This window comes from Flagellimonas aquimarina, assembly GCF_003149745.1.
Taxonomy (GTDB): domain Bacteria; phylum Bacteroidota; class Bacteroidia; order Flavobacteriales; family Flavobacteriaceae; genus Flagellimonas; species Flagellimonas aquimarina.
In genome coordinates, this window is the sequence record NZ_QGEG01000003.1 from 110,797 (window position 1) to 123,615 (window position 12,819).

14 protein-coding genes are annotated in these 12,819 nt (G+C 37.4%); 6 read left to right on the forward strand and 8 right to left on the reverse strand.

Going from position 1 to position 12,819, the window contains the following annotated elements; genetic code table 11:
• Position 1: 1 nt before the first annotated feature.
• Genes murD through DKG77_RS13735 form a run of 7 tightly spaced genes read right to left on the reverse strand, consistent with a single transcriptional unit; the run spans position 2 to position 7,719 of the window.
• The gene (murD, locus tag DKG77_RS13705; RefSeq protein ID WP_109664063.1) at positions 2-1,336 is read right to left on the reverse strand and encodes a UDP-N-acetylmuramoyl-L-alanine--D-glutamate ligase; all 1,335 of its coding nucleotides are present in this window, start codon (positions 1,334-1,336) and stop codon (positions 2-4) included.
• Positions 1,337-2,557, reverse strand: coding sequence for a phospho-N-acetylmuramoyl-pentapeptide-transferase (mraY, locus tag DKG77_RS13710; protein ID WP_109664065.1), 1,221 nt, complete (start codon positions 2,555-2,557; stop codon positions 1,337-1,339). It lies immediately after the preceding gene.
• Positions 2,558-2,566: 9 nt separating this feature from the next.
• Positions 2,567-4,030, reverse strand: a complete 1,464-nt coding sequence (locus tag DKG77_RS13715; RefSeq protein ID WP_109664068.1) for a UDP-N-acetylmuramoyl-L-alanyl-D-glutamate--2,6-diaminopimelate ligase — start codon at positions 4,028-4,030, stop codon at positions 2,567-2,569.
• Positions 4,027-6,036: a penicillin-binding protein gene (locus tag DKG77_RS13720; protein ID WP_109664071.1), complete on the reverse strand. Its 2,010-nt coding sequence runs from the start codon at positions 6,034-6,036 to the stop codon at positions 4,027-4,029. The genes DKG77_RS13715 and DKG77_RS13720 overlap by 4 nt, the downstream gene beginning before the upstream one ends.
• On the reverse strand, positions 6,037-6,354 hold the full coding sequence (locus DKG77_RS13725; RefSeq protein ID WP_109664073.1) for an FtsL-like putative cell division protein: 318 nt from the start codon (positions 6,352-6,354) through the stop codon (positions 6,037-6,039).
• A gap of 14 nt (positions 6,355-6,368) precedes the next feature.
• The gene (gene rsmH, locus DKG77_RS13730; protein WP_109664076.1) at positions 6,369-7,271 is read right to left on the reverse strand and encodes a 16S rRNA (cytosine(1402)-N(4))-methyltransferase RsmH; all 903 of its coding nucleotides are present in this window, start codon (positions 7,269-7,271) and stop codon (positions 6,369-6,371) included.
• Complete coding sequence (locus DKG77_RS13735) at positions 7,264-7,719, reverse strand: division/cell wall cluster transcriptional repressor MraZ (protein ID WP_109664077.1); 456 nt, start codon at positions 7,717-7,719, stop codon at positions 7,264-7,266. Before DKG77_RS13735 ends, rsmH begins: the two co-directional genes overlap by 8 nt.
• Before the next feature lie 264 nt (positions 7,720-7,983).
• On the opposite strand from DKG77_RS13735, the gene DKG77_RS13740 reads away from it, so the two are divergent.
• Positions 7,984-8,748 (forward strand): alpha/beta fold hydrolase, encoded by a 765-nt coding sequence (locus DKG77_RS13740; protein ID WP_109664080.1) that lies wholly within the window; start codon positions 7,984-7,986, stop codon positions 8,746-8,748.
• A 3-nt stretch (positions 8,749-8,751) separates the two neighbouring features.
• The gene (yihA, locus tag DKG77_RS13745) at positions 8,752-9,363 is read left to right on the forward strand and encodes a ribosome biogenesis GTP-binding protein YihA/YsxC (RefSeq protein WP_109664082.1); all 612 of its coding nucleotides are present in this window, start codon (positions 8,752-8,754) and stop codon (positions 9,361-9,363) included.
• A gap of 3 nt (positions 9,364-9,366) precedes the next feature.
• Here yihA and DKG77_RS13750 read toward each other — a convergent pair whose 3' ends face one another.
• Entirely contained in the window at positions 9,367-9,744 is a 378-nt protein-coding gene (locus tag DKG77_RS13750) for a GTPase (RefSeq protein WP_109664085.1), read from the reverse strand.
• A gap of 77 nt (positions 9,745-9,821) precedes the next feature.
• Between DKG77_RS13750 and DKG77_RS13755 the strand changes: the two genes are divergently transcribed.
• The 4 genes from DKG77_RS13755 (at position 9,822) to DKG77_RS13770 (ending at position 12,817) form a co-directional block, all read left to right on the forward strand.
• Positions 9,822-10,124, forward strand: a complete 303-nt coding sequence (locus DKG77_RS13755) for an antibiotic biosynthesis monooxygenase (protein ID WP_109664088.1) — start codon at positions 9,822-9,824, stop codon at positions 10,122-10,124.
• Between the two features lie 197 nt (positions 10,125-10,321).
• Complete coding sequence (locus DKG77_RS13760) at positions 10,322-11,020, forward strand: hypothetical protein (protein ID WP_133248460.1); 699 nt, start codon at positions 10,322-10,324, stop codon at positions 11,018-11,020.
• Positions 11,021-11,068: 48 nt separating this feature from the next.
• Complete coding sequence (locus DKG77_RS13765; protein ID WP_109664094.1) at positions 11,069-12,169, forward strand: AraC family transcriptional regulator; 1,101 nt, start codon at positions 11,069-11,071, stop codon at positions 12,167-12,169.
• Between the two features lie 150 nt (positions 12,170-12,319).
• Positions 12,320-12,817: a hypothetical protein gene (locus tag DKG77_RS13770; protein WP_109664096.1), complete on the forward strand. Its 498-nt coding sequence runs from the start codon at positions 12,320-12,322 to the stop codon at positions 12,815-12,817.
• Positions 12,818-12,819 lie beyond the last annotated feature (2 nt).

The following is a 12,819-nucleotide window of genomic DNA, read 5'->3' on the forward strand; positions in this document are numbered from 1 at the left end:
ATTATAAATTTTTAATTGCCGTTTTAAATTGGTTTCCTCTATCCTCGTAGTTCTCAAAAAGATCAAAACTTGCGCATGCAGGAGACAATAAAACTGAATCTCCCCTCTCTGCAATTTTATATGCCACCTTTACAGCTTCTTCCATAGAATATGTTTCCACCATTAAATCAATGACATTGCTAAAAGCATCTTTTAGTTTAGAATTGTCCATTCCCAAACAGACTATGGCTTTTACTTTTTCCCTTACCATTGGCATCAATTCCTTGTAATCGTTACCCTTGTCAACACCACCCACTATCCAAACAATTGGTTTTTTAATTCCGTCAAGGGCGTAATAGGTTGCATTTACATTTGTTGCCTTGGAATCGTTAATGTATTCTACATGGTTAATTTTCAAGACTTTTTCCAGTCTATGTGGAACCCCTTGAAAAGTTTGAATACTCTGACGGATAGTTTCCTTTCTTACATTTACCAATAGCGCCGCGAGTCCTGCCGCCATGGTGTTCTTTACGTTGTGCTGACCATCAAGGGCCAAAATATCTGTACTCATTTCCAAGGTTTTATGTTCAATATTCATTTTAATCTTTTCATTTTCGAGCCATGCTCCTTCTTTTTGTTTTTCCCTTAGTGAAAAGGGAACCAATTTGGATTGAACTGGGTGATTTTTTAACCAATTTTTGATTACTTCATCATCTGCATCATAAATAAGGAAATCATTTTCGTCCTGATTCATGGCTATCCTAAATTTTGAGGCGATATAGTTCTCAAACTTATACTCGTATCGATCTAAATGATCTGGAGTAATATTGGTAAGGACAGCTATATATGGTTTAAAATCTATTATGCCATCCAATTGAAAACTGCTTATCTCCAATACGTAATGACCAAAATCTTGTTCGGCCACCATCTTTGCATAACTATCACCAATGTTTCCTGCCATGCCTACATTTAATCCATCACTTTTAAGCAGGTGATGTGCCAACATTGTGGTGGTGGTCTTACCATTACTTCCCGTAATGCCAATTAAGGTAGCGCTGGTGTATTTTGAAGCAAATTCAATTTCAGAAACAACAGAAATGCCACTTGCAACCAATTTTTCCACTAAAGGAATTTTATCTGGTATGCCAGGGCTTTTCATAACCACATCTGCATTTAGAATCTTAGCTTCTGTATGGGTACCTGATTCCCATTCAATCTCAAAATGTTCAAGAACTTTTTTGTACTCTTCTTTTATTTCTCCTTTGTCCGAGACAAAGACTTCAAATCCCTTTTTCTTTCCCAGTATTGCTGTTCCAACACCGCTTTCCCCACCTCCTAGAATTACTAAGCGAGCCATTTATCTGACTTTTAATGTCACAATGCTGACTATTGCCAGCAAAATTCCAATAATCCAAAATCGGGTAACTATCTTGCTCTCGTGATATAATTTCTTTTGATAGTGGTGATGTAAAGGCGCCATCAAAAACAACCTTTTACCTTCGCCATATTTCTTCTTTGTCCTTTTAAAGTAGCTTACCTGAAGCATTACGGATAGTGTCTCGGCGAAGAAAATTCCGCATAACAACGGAATCAACAATTCTTTCCTGACAATAATGGCAATAACGGCGATTACCCCGCCAATAGTCAAACTACCTGTATCTCCCATAAAAACCTGCGCCGGGTACGCATTGTACCATAAAAAACCAACTAAAGCCCCAACAAACGCAGCAATAAAAATTAACAGCTCCCCAACCCTAGGGATGTAGAAAATATCCAGGTAATCTGAAAACTGAATGTTACCGGAGACCAAGGCAAAAATTCCCAAAGTCAATACAATTATTGCGGATGAACCTGCCGCGAGCCCATCAATTCCATCAGTAAGGTTTGCGCCATTTGACACTGCCGTAACAATTAATATGACCACGGGGATAAAAATCAACCATGCATAATCTTCCAGTCCGTCACCGGCCCAAGTAATCCAATCAGCATAATCCAGTTCATTGTTCTTAAAAAATGGAACATTGGTGCCCAGAGACTTAATGTCCTGTCCAAATACTTTTTCTACTTTGAAGTTCTCTGTTATTCGGGTAGTATCTTTTTCCTTGATTGTTACCTCAGGATGAAAGTAGAGAACCGCGCCAACAATTAAACCCAACACTACCTGACCTAATATTTTAAATCTACCCTTTAAGCCTTTTTTATCTTTCTTAAAGATTTTGATATAATCATCAACAAACCCGATGATCCCCATCCATATGGTTGTAACGATCAATAGGATGATATAAATGTTCTTAATATCTGCAAACAACAAAACTGGCAGCAATGTAGATATGATGATAATCAACCCGCCCATGGTGGGTGTACCAGCTTTTTGTTTTTGTCCTTCCAGGCCCAAATCACGAATACTTTCTCCTATTTGCTTCTTTTGCAAAAACAGAATAATCCGCTTTCCGTAGACCATTGCAATCAATAGCGAAAACAATACCGCCATACCTGCCCTAAATGTCTGGAACTGGAACAGTGATGCCCCTGGCAATTGATATTGATTCTCTAAATATTCGAACAAGTAGTATAACATGGACTACAATTATTTATTTAAATTGGCCAAGGCCTCTTTTATTTCCTTAAAATCATCAAAATCTGTTCTAACACCATTTGTTTCTTGATAGGTCTCGTGCCCTTTTCCCGCAACTAAAATGATATCATTAGCCAAAGCCAGTTTACAAGCAGTCTTGATTGCTTGCTTTCTATTCTCAATGGCCAACACTTTATTGGTATTTTGGGGCTCGACCCCAGATTCCATCTCCTCAATAATTGAAACAGGAGGTTCAGTTCTTGGGTTATCTGATGTGAAAATCGCATGATTGCTCATTTCTGAGGCGATATGACCCATAACCGGACGCTTAGACTTATCACGGTCACCACCACACCCCACTACGGTGATGACGTTTTCATTTCCAGTCCTCAATGCATTGATCGTAACCAACACATTTTTTAACGCATCCGGCGTATGGGCATAATCAACTATTGCCGTTATTTTTTCTTTTGATATAAAATATTGAAACCTACCATCTACATTTTCCAACTCGCTGATAAGTTTAAGGGTTTCCATTTTTTCAAGACCCAAAAGGTCTGCTGTAGCATAGATGGCCAACAGATTATAAGCATTAAAATCTCCTATTAGCTTAGACCAAAGTTCATTATCATCAATTTTGAGCAACTGTCCATCAAACTGTTTTTCCAATATCTGTGCTCTATAGTCAGCATATGACTTTAGTGCGTAGGTACATTTTTTTGCTTTGGTGTTTTGCAACATAACCAAGCCATTCTTATCATCAATGTTACTTAAGGCAAAAGCGGTTTTGGGAAGATCGTCAAAGAGTTTTTTCTTAGTGTCCCGGTACTCGGCAAAAGTTTTATGATAGTCAAGGTGATCATGAGAAAGGTTTGTAAAAATTGCACCTTCAAAATGTAATCCTTCAGACCTTTTTTGATAGATTCCATGCGAACTGACCTCCATAAAACAGAATTCCACACCCTCATCGCTCATTAGAGACAAATGTTTATTTATGGTTAAAGCATCTGGAGTGGTTAAACTGGTAGGGTATTCTTTTTTGTCCACCATTATCTTTATGGTAGAAATCAACCCCACCTTATAACCGGCCTTTCTAAACAAATTATACAATAGTGTACTTACTGTTGTTTTGCCATTGGTGCCAGTAATACCAACAAGCTTAAGGTTCTTGGAAGGATTGTTGTAATAATTGGATGCTATTATGGCCAAAGCACTATTACAGTCAACAACCTTTAAATAGGTTACCCCATTTACCAATAATTCTGGAAGCTCTTCACAAACAACAGCTTTAGCCCCAGATTCCACAGCTTTTTGAATATACTCGTGCCCATCTGTAATTGAACCTCTAATGGCTACGAAAACATCGTCCATTCCAACTTTTCTAGAGTCAAAATGAACATGGTTGACCATTACGTTTGTATTTCCGCTTACCGCGGAAAGACCAGCCCCATACAATATGTCCTTTAACAACTTCATGACAGTTCCAGCACTATTTTCTTTACCTGATTTATTTCTGTTCCTTGGTTAATGGATTGCTTTCTTACTTTTCCATTACCTCTCACCTCAACCTGCAGTCCTAAATTCTCTAGTAATGAAACCGCGTCCATTCCGCACATTCCTTTTACGTTAGGTACTTTAGTATATTTTTTCTGCGCCTGGGCATAGTATTGTTTGTAATCTTCCTCTAAGGTTTCTTCATTGAAGGCCTTTCCTTTTACCTCGTCCACCGTTGGTGAGGTAGCATAAATCTTTTGCGCCATCGATTTGAAAACTGGCCCCGATACGTCCGCCCCATAATACCCAACACTTTTATCAGGTTCGTGGATAATTACAATACAAGAGTATTTTGGATTGTCTGCAGGAAAATAACCAGCAAATGAGGAAATATATGCTAGTTTATCTGGGTCTTTAGCCACATAGTTCTTTTGACAGGTCCCTGTCTTACCCGCCATTGAAAAGTTTTTGGAATACAATCCATGACCCGTACCGTATTTTTTCTCAACTACATCTTTCAATAGTTGTTGTGCTTTTTTCACTGTTTCCTTGGAACAGATGGAAGCGTTCGTCACCTCTTTATCGAATCTTTTAAGAACCTTGTTACCTTCCCGCACTTCCTTGATCAATCTGGGCTTTACAAATTCCCCGTCATTTGCAATGGCGTTGTAAAATGCCAATGTCTGTATAGGGGTCATGGACACTTCATACCCATGGGACATCCATCCTAAAGAAATCCCGGACCACCCTTCATCACCAGGATACCGAATTACCGGGTCTCCTTCACCAATAATAGGCAACCCTAGCTTTTTATGAAGCCCCATGTTCATAAGGCGATCCACAAATTTTTTTGGCTTCTCTTTGTAGTTCTCGTTAATAATTTTTGCAAAAGCTGTATTGGAAGAAACTGCAAAGGCTTTTGATGCGGAAATCTTTCCATAGCCTCCCCATTTAGAGTCTTTTACCACACGGTCATAAATTCTGTACCTTCCTTTCTCCGTATCAATAACTGTGCTGGTGTCAATCACCTTATCTTCCAAAGCGGCTACCATGGACATCAACTTAAAAGTAGAGCCCGGCTCATGAGATTCTCCTACCGCATAATTTAATTTCTCATAATATTTTCCTTCTGAAGTCCTGCCCAAATTTGAAATTGCCTTGATCTCACCGGTAGCAGTTTCCATTACCACAACACATCCGTGATCTGCTTGGTATTTTTCCAATTGGCCCAAAAGTTCATGATGAGCTATATCTTGAATATTGATATCGATTGTGGAAACCACGTCCAATCCATCCTGTGGCTCAACAATATTATCTAGACCCACTGGCTTCCACTGGCCCTTTGCAATTTTTTGCTTTAAACGCTTTCCTTCTTTTCCCCTAAGGTATTGTTCCCCAAAAGCTCCATCTAAACCAACTCTGGTATAATACCCATTTTCATCTACTTTTTCGTAACCAATACTTCTGGCCGCCATTTTGCCCAAAGGGTATTCCCGAACAACCCTATGCGTTTCTATAAAGCCACCTTTATAAGGACCCAACTTAAATAATGGAAATTGCTTTATGCGTATATATTCCAAATAGTCAATGTTTCTGGCTACCAACTTGTACCTGTTATTATTTGCGCGTGCTTTTCTAAAAAGCTGTCTGTAATAGGAAGAGGGCCTATTAAAAAGATTTCCTAGGGAATCTGAAAGAGCGGCAACATTGTTCTGAAAATTTTCTTCTGACACGGTTTTGGCATCAAACCGTATCTCATATTTTGGTACTGAAGCAGCAAGCAAGCTACCATCATCCGAATATAGATTGCCCCTATTTGGTTCTATGGTAAACATCTTTTCTGTCTTATTAAGAGCAAGTTCTTTATAATCTTCACCCTTAATCATTTGTATGTCCACCAACTTTATAACTACGCAAATGGAAAAAACGACGAGACAACCTGCAATCAGGTATAGCCTATTCATTATGTTTTTTTCCGTTATTGCCATTTACTCTTCTGATTTTACTTTGATTTTCTTTGGCGGATTTTTTGAAGGACCAAGGCCCTCGACCGCCACTGATTCTCTTAGAGAGGATTCCAACTTTAATTGTTGAACCGTTGACCTATGCTCAAAAAATTCACTTTTCAACATGCGCACCTCTTCGCTCAGGGCCGCTATTTCATGTACTTTTTTATCTGCTTTATGACTACTCGAAATCATCATGGCAGCAAGGAAAGAAGCAAACAATAAAAACATCCAGTTCTTGGGAGCATCTCCGCTAACCAAAAATTTTCCTTTTAAAATGTCCAGTAGTCCTTTTTTCATTTTGCTCTTTAATTTTAAATCCGTTCTGCTATGCGCAGCTTGGCGCTTCTTGCTCTGTTGTTGCGACCAATTTCTTCTGCTGATGGAATTATCAATCCGCCCACTTTTTTCAGGGGAACATCTATATTCCCATAAAAATCCTTTTCAGGTTCTCCTTCAAATTTTCCAGCCCTAATAAATCTCTTGACCAATCTATCTTCCAAAGAATGATAACTTATCAGACTTAATCGCCCTCCCACCTTAAGAACCTCAGGTGTTTGAAGCAAAAAATCCTTGAGCACCTCTATCTCTTGGTTGACCTCTATCCTAATTGCCTGGTAGATCTGTGCCAAAATCTTGTTCTCCTTCATTTTGGGCAAAAACCGCTTTAAGGACTCTTTTAACTGACCTGTGGTTTTGATCGGGGTTTCTGACCTTGATTCTAAAATGGCGTTTGCCATAGCGTTTGCATTGCGTAATTCGCCATATTGAAACAAAACCGATGCTAAATTTTCTTGGGAATATTTATTGATCACTTGATAAGCGGATAACTCACTATTTCTGTTCATCCGCATATCCAAATCCGCATTGAAGCGAATGGAGAAACCACGTTCCGCCTCATCGAACTGATGGGAAGAAACTCCAAAATCTGCCAAGATTCCATCAACTTTCCGAATGCCATAGAACTTTAAAAACTGTTTGAGAAATTGAAAATTCTGATTTATCAACTGAAACCGGTCGTCCTCAATCGTATTTGCCAACGCATCCTCATCTTGGTCAAATGCAAACAACCTTCCTTCTTTTCCCAGCCTTCTCAATATTTCTCTGGAGTGACCACCGCCACCAAAAGTGACATCTACATAAACTCCATCTTCCTTTATATTTAATCCATCTACTGACTCATGGAGCAGCACCGGATTATGATATTCCCTAGTCATCGTCAGCAAAAATCTCTTCGGCCAAATCTGCATAGTCCGCCTCACCGTCAGCCAAGACCATCTCGTACTTATCTTTGTTCCAAATTTCTATTTTGTCAAAAACTGCATTCAATACCACTTCCTTACCTATTTCAGCATATTCAACCAGATTCTTAGGTATTTGCAGTCTAGCGGTATCTGCATCAATCGTAACCTCTTTCATACCTGCAACAAAGTTTCTAACAAAAGCATCATACTTTCTGTTGATTTTGCTTTTCTTCAGTACTTTTTGCATCAACACATCAAACTCGCTCTTAGGGTAAAGTTCCAAGCATTGCTGAAAAACAGACCGCTTAATCACAAAGCCTTCGCTCAAAACTGGCAACAATTGATTCTTTAAGGAAATAGGCAGTATTACCCGTCCCTTGGTATCAGCTTTACAGTCATGTTGTCCTATGATATGGGTCACTAGAAATCAATTGGTTATAAACAATAACTCAAATATATAGATTTTATTTCCACATTTCTCCACTTAAAGACACATTTGTTAATAAATATTCCACAAATCAAGAAAAAATTACATTTTACCCGAAAAATTGTACACAACGTCTTACCAAATGGTTTTATTCACTGTTTATGTATTGTCTAAATCCTGATTTTTGAAGAACCAAACACTCCAAATCTGTGTGATATGAATTGCCTATATTTGCCCACTTAGACCAACTAATTTTAGATGGAAGAGCATATTATTGAGGAAGGTAAATACCGATATATTGAAATGGGTGAAGGCACTCCCATGATTATATTGCACGGTCTTATGGGAGGACTGAGCAACTTCCAAGGAGTATCTGAATATTTCCCATCCAAAGGGTATCAGGTTTTAATACCTGAGCTTCCCATCTATGATATGCCGATGTTGAAGACCACAGTTAAGAACTTTGCCAAGTTTTTAGAAGGTTTCATTGAATTCAAAGGACTGAACAACGTTATTCTTTTAGGCAATTCCCTAGGAGGTCATATTGGTCTTTTGCATACCAAAATGTTTCCAGAAATGGTTAAGGCATTGGTGATTACAGGTAGTTCTGGCCTTTATGAAAGTGCTATGGGAGATGGTTACCCAAAACGTGGAGACTATGAATTCATAAAAAAGAAAGCACAGGATGTTTTCTATGACCCAGAGGTAGCCACTAAAGAAATTGTAGATGAAGTTTTCGCTACCGTAAATGATCGAATGAAATTGGTGAAGACACTTGCAATAGCCAAGAGTGCAATACGGCACAACATGTCCAAGGATTTGCCACATATGAAAACTCCAACTTGCATTATATGGGGTAAAAACGATACAGTAACTCCTCCTAATGTTGCGGAAGAGTTTCATTCTCTGCTGCCAGATTCAGACTTGTTCTGGATAGAAAAATGTGGCCACGCCCCTATGATGGAACATCCGCAGGACTTCAATTCCATTCTTGAGGCTTGGTTGGCCAAACGCAATTTTTAGACCATGAAGATTACCTCGGCCGAATTTGTAATGAGCAATTCCAATGTAGCCAAATGCCCTAACGAACCCTTACCTGAATATGCTTTTATTGGACGGTCCAATGTAGGCAAGTCATCACTTATTAATATGTTGATGGAGCGTAAAAGTTTGGCTAAAACTTCTGGGCGACCTGGAAAAACACAGCTCATCAACCATTTTAAAATAAACAACAACTGGTTTTTGGTCGATTTACCCGGTTATGGCTACGCAAGGGTATCCAAAAAGGATAAAAAGATTTTTCAGAAGTACATTACAGAATACTTCCAAGAACGAAAGCAATTAGTATGCGGGTTTGTTTTAATTGATATCAGGCATGAACCGCAACCAGTAGATCTTGAATTTATGGAATGGTTGGGCACCAACAATGTTCCGTTTGCCATAATTTTCACCAAAGCGGACAAATTGAAACCCAATACCATTGAAAAAAAGGCGAAAAACTATATCCAGCATTTACTGGATAGCGTTTGGGAAGAAGCACCCCTTTATTTTATCACTTCTTCTACCCACCGTACGGGCAAAGATGAACTGCTCAACTATATTGATAACATAAATGGAGAGTTTTTTAAGCAATCATAAGTTTTAAGGTGTCCGCTCCTTTACCAACCTAACCAATCCGCTGGCTGTTTTTAACTGATTTAGTTCTTCTGTAGAAATTACAATCTCCAATCCATGCGTTCCTTCCACCAGTATAATGGGAAAAGTAAATTTATGTCCAAATTTTGATGCATATTTTTTCGCAAATTCATCTTTATGTAAAAAGAGCATCTCTTGTTTACTTGATTGCCTGAACTTTTTCCAAATCCTATTTTCCGCAATAACACCAAAAGTGATATCACATAGATTACAATCGTAAGTTGATGGACTTAAAACTTTATGCATACTGTCTAAAATAGCATTGCGAGTCCCAGAATTAGCATTATAAACAAAAAGGAGTTTTTGAGGTCTTTTCTTTTTCATGAACTAAAAATACAACGCTTCTTATCTAAAATACAGGAATAAAAGAGTATTTTTCATGGTTAGAAATTAGATATGGCATGATTGCACGAATCTGGAAAGGAAGAACAAAATTGGAACATCTGCAGGAATATGAATCCTTCATGAAGGAAAGGGCTGTTCCCGATTATTCAAAAACAGATGGCTTTGTAAAACTTACCTTTCTTAAACGAACAGATAGCAAATATGCATATTTTGAGTTAATTACCTTCTGGGATAATTTAGAGGTGATTAAAAATTTTGCTGGAACACAGTTAACAAGAGCCAAATATTATCCTGAAGATCAAAAATACTTGGTTGATTTTCCTGAAGAAGTAATACACTACGAAGTTTTTGCTGAGTAAATCTGTCTCCTACTATTTCTTAGCTCTATTTTCTTCCTCTTCTACCTCTATCTTTAAGAGAAACATGCACCATTATACCCTTCTACTTTGGGTTAAAGTGTACAAATACCGTATGCGTTCGTATTAAGACCTATAATACTTTTCCATATGCCCGCTTGCAAATACATTTGAATCCTGTAAAACTTTAAAACAGATTCATGAAACTTCTAAAAAATCAATTATCCTCATTTCTATTTGTTCTTTGTATTGCAACTATGACGGCCCAAGAAAACAAAAAGTCTTTTAATCTAAAGAAAGGACAAGTACTGGATATCATCTTTCTAAATCAAAACCCAAACAAGGATGATTTGTTACAGGAATACTTTAAGCTTGTATTTCCGGTAGCACAAAAAAACGGTTATAACCCTCAACCCGGCTTTGGCGTTGAAAAATACACGCAAGGCAATTACCACCCCCAAAGTATGGTTTTTGGATACTGGAATTCATTTGATAGTAGATCTAAGTTTCTAAGTGAGATTAAAACTTCCTTACCAGATTTTCACAAAAGAAGAAGAGATCTTTGGTCAACATTTGCACTTACTTATTGGGAGCTTAAAAAAGACCTTTCATTTGAAATCAACCTAAATAAGTACAACGTAGTAACGGCCTATTGGGCTAATGAAAGCTCATCTTTTTTAAAATTCAAGAATAATTGGAACAACAAAGCAAAGCAACATGGTGCCGTTATAAAGGTAGAACTTGTTAACGGTGCTTCTCCATTTGGATATTATTATAATCCAGATTATTTGATTATTAACGAGTGGGAAAATGAAGCATCATTCAAAAAATTCTATGAAACCAATTTAAAAATGGACCATTACGGCGTTAAGCATGTAAATCAGTTTATACTTAAATAGCCACGCGGTAAGCAGGCCATTTTAGTATGGTCTGCTTATTTTAGTCATATGCAAACAGTAATCAATCAATTCGTTTATTTCGCATACTTTCAAAGTCTTTTTTTGCTGTTCATTTATATTTTTTCACCAAAAAGCAGAAAAAACATAAACGGCTATTTGGCCTTTCTAATTGTTTTATTGGCAGTTGGCCTAACTGGACGCATCATTTATATTTCCGAATTATTTGGGCAAAACTTCCGGTTTTACTCCTTTTCAGAGTTTTCCATTTTAATGTTTGGCTCTACCATATATTTATTTACTCGTTCTTCCCTAAAGGGCGCACCGTTTCATCCATCTGATTTGATTCATTATATCCCCGGAGTTATATATATCCTTATCATCGTTGTTTATTTCATGTTACCATCGGACCAAATAATTGGCGAACGGGCAAAAAGCGGGGAGCTTTATAGATCCATAACTCTACTTGTAGGCATTGGTTTGGCTTTCAATATTACCTATTGGATATTAAGCTGTAGGATTTTTTTTCAAGTAAAAAAAGGGCTTCGCAATGAGCTGAGTTACTCCATAAAAACCCAATTTTTCTCGAACTTTCTTACTGCCATTGGCCTTTGTCTTACTTGCTGGCTGGTTGTCTATTTCATAAGCATCCTTGGTGTTGATACTATTGAAAGAACTGCCAGAAGGACCATTTGGCTTGGTATAGCACTTATTATTCTGTTTATAGCCTACTATGGAATTAAGGAGCCTGAGTTATTTAAATTTGGAAAATATAGGGAGGCTAAAAAATACCAACAATCTAAACTCTCCATGCAAGACTTGGACAATTTGAAAACAACCCTTGAAACATTGATGACCGAAAAAAAGCCGTACCTAAATAGAAAATTGGCGAAGTCTGAACTTTCAGAAATGCTGGGTGTTAGCAATCCAGAGATAGCCAGGCTACTTAATGAACGTATTGGCATGAACTTTTTTGAATATGTAAATTTCTACAGAATCAAGGAATTTGTAGAGCTTGCTAAATCCCAAAAAGCAGAAAACCTTACTTTTTTCGGATTGGCCCAAGAGGCTGGTTTCAACTCAAAAACTACATTTAACAAGTCATTTAAAAAATTGATGGGCATGTCTCCCAAAGACTATTTTCAGAACTAACTGGGTTTTTCTACTTTTTTGCAGTTAACATATTAAGAATATCAAGTGAAACCCATCATATTTCACATCATTTAAGGGTTTGACCAATTTGTTCATGCTATTTGTTTGCAATTTACCTTTATTTACAGCTAAATCTTTTTGCTCAAAGTTATGGGAACACAGAAACACTCGCTTACCCCTAACGGATTTATAAAGACCCTATCCCTACTTCATTTGGGTTTAATCTCAAGTCCTGTTGTGCTTAGTGGTATAATCTATTTTCAGACACAAAGCACTAGTTTTGATTTATCCAATACTGATGATATCTATTTAATGATTGTGCCCATAGTTTCTGTCATCTGTCTCTTTTTGGGAGATTTCATTTTTAAGCATTCCGTAAAAAACATTCCTAAAACAATTAATTTAAAACAAAAACTGGCACGTTTTCAAACAGCATCCATTATCAAATATGCTTTAGTGGAAGCACCTGCATTATTTGGTGTTGTAGCCTTCATGATTACCGAGAACATGGCATACTTAATAGTATCTCTTGTTTTGATCTTTTATTTTTTCATGTTAAAACCCACAAAAGAAAAAATTGAAAAGGCTTTGGGTCTAAACCAAGAGGAAAGAAATCAATTTAATAAGTTAAATCAGCCCATACCATAAAT

What these genes read in the sequence shown, in the direction of transcription:
- yihA (WP_109664082.1), top strand. Translation starts at nt 8,752, where the DNA reads ATGAAGATTACCTCGGCCGAATTTGTAATGAGCAATTCCAATGTAGCC.
- DKG77_RS13720 (WP_109664071.1), bottom strand. Translation starts at nt 6,036, where the DNA reads ATGGCAATAACGGAAAAAAACATAATGAATAGGCTATACCTGATTGCA.
- murD (WP_109664063.1), bottom strand. Translation starts at nt 1,336, where the DNA reads ATGGCTCGCTTAGTAATTCTAGGAGGTGGGGAAAGCGGTGTTGGAACA.
- DKG77_RS13755 (WP_109664088.1), top strand. Translation starts at nt 9,822, where the DNA reads ATGATTGCACGAATCTGGAAAGGAAGAACAAAATTGGAACATCTGCAG.
- DKG77_RS13770 (WP_109664096.1), top strand. Translation starts at nt 12,320, where the DNA reads ATGGGAACACAGAAACACTCGCTTACCCCTAACGGATTTATAAAGACC.
- DKG77_RS13740 (WP_109664080.1), top strand. Translation starts at nt 7,984, where the DNA reads ATGGAAGAGCATATTATTGAGGAAGGTAAATACCGATATATTGAAATG.
- DKG77_RS13715 (WP_109664068.1), bottom strand. Translation starts at nt 4,030, where the DNA reads ATGAAGTTGTTAAAGGACATATTGTATGGGGCTGGTCTTTCCGCGGTA.
- DKG77_RS13760 (WP_133248460.1), top strand. Translation starts at nt 10,322, where the DNA reads ATGAAACTTCTAAAAAATCAATTATCCTCATTTCTATTTGTTCTTTGT.
- DKG77_RS13765 (WP_109664094.1), top strand. Translation starts at nt 11,069, where the DNA reads ATGCAAACAGTAATCAATCAATTCGTTTATTTCGCATACTTTCAAAGT.
- mraY (WP_109664065.1), bottom strand. Translation starts at nt 2,557, where the DNA reads ATGTTATACTACTTGTTCGAATATTTAGAGAATCAATATCAATTGCCA.
- rsmH (WP_109664076.1), bottom strand. Translation starts at nt 7,271, where the DNA reads ATGACTAGGGAATATCATAATCCGGTGCTGCTCCATGAGTCAGTAGAT.
- DKG77_RS13725 (WP_109664073.1), bottom strand. Translation starts at nt 6,354, where the DNA reads ATGAAAAAAGGACTACTGGACATTTTAAAAGGAAAATTTTTGGTTAGC.
- DKG77_RS13750 (WP_109664085.1), bottom strand. Translation starts at nt 9,744, where the DNA reads ATGAAAAAGAAAAGACCTCAAAAACTCCTTTTTGTTTATAATGCTAAT.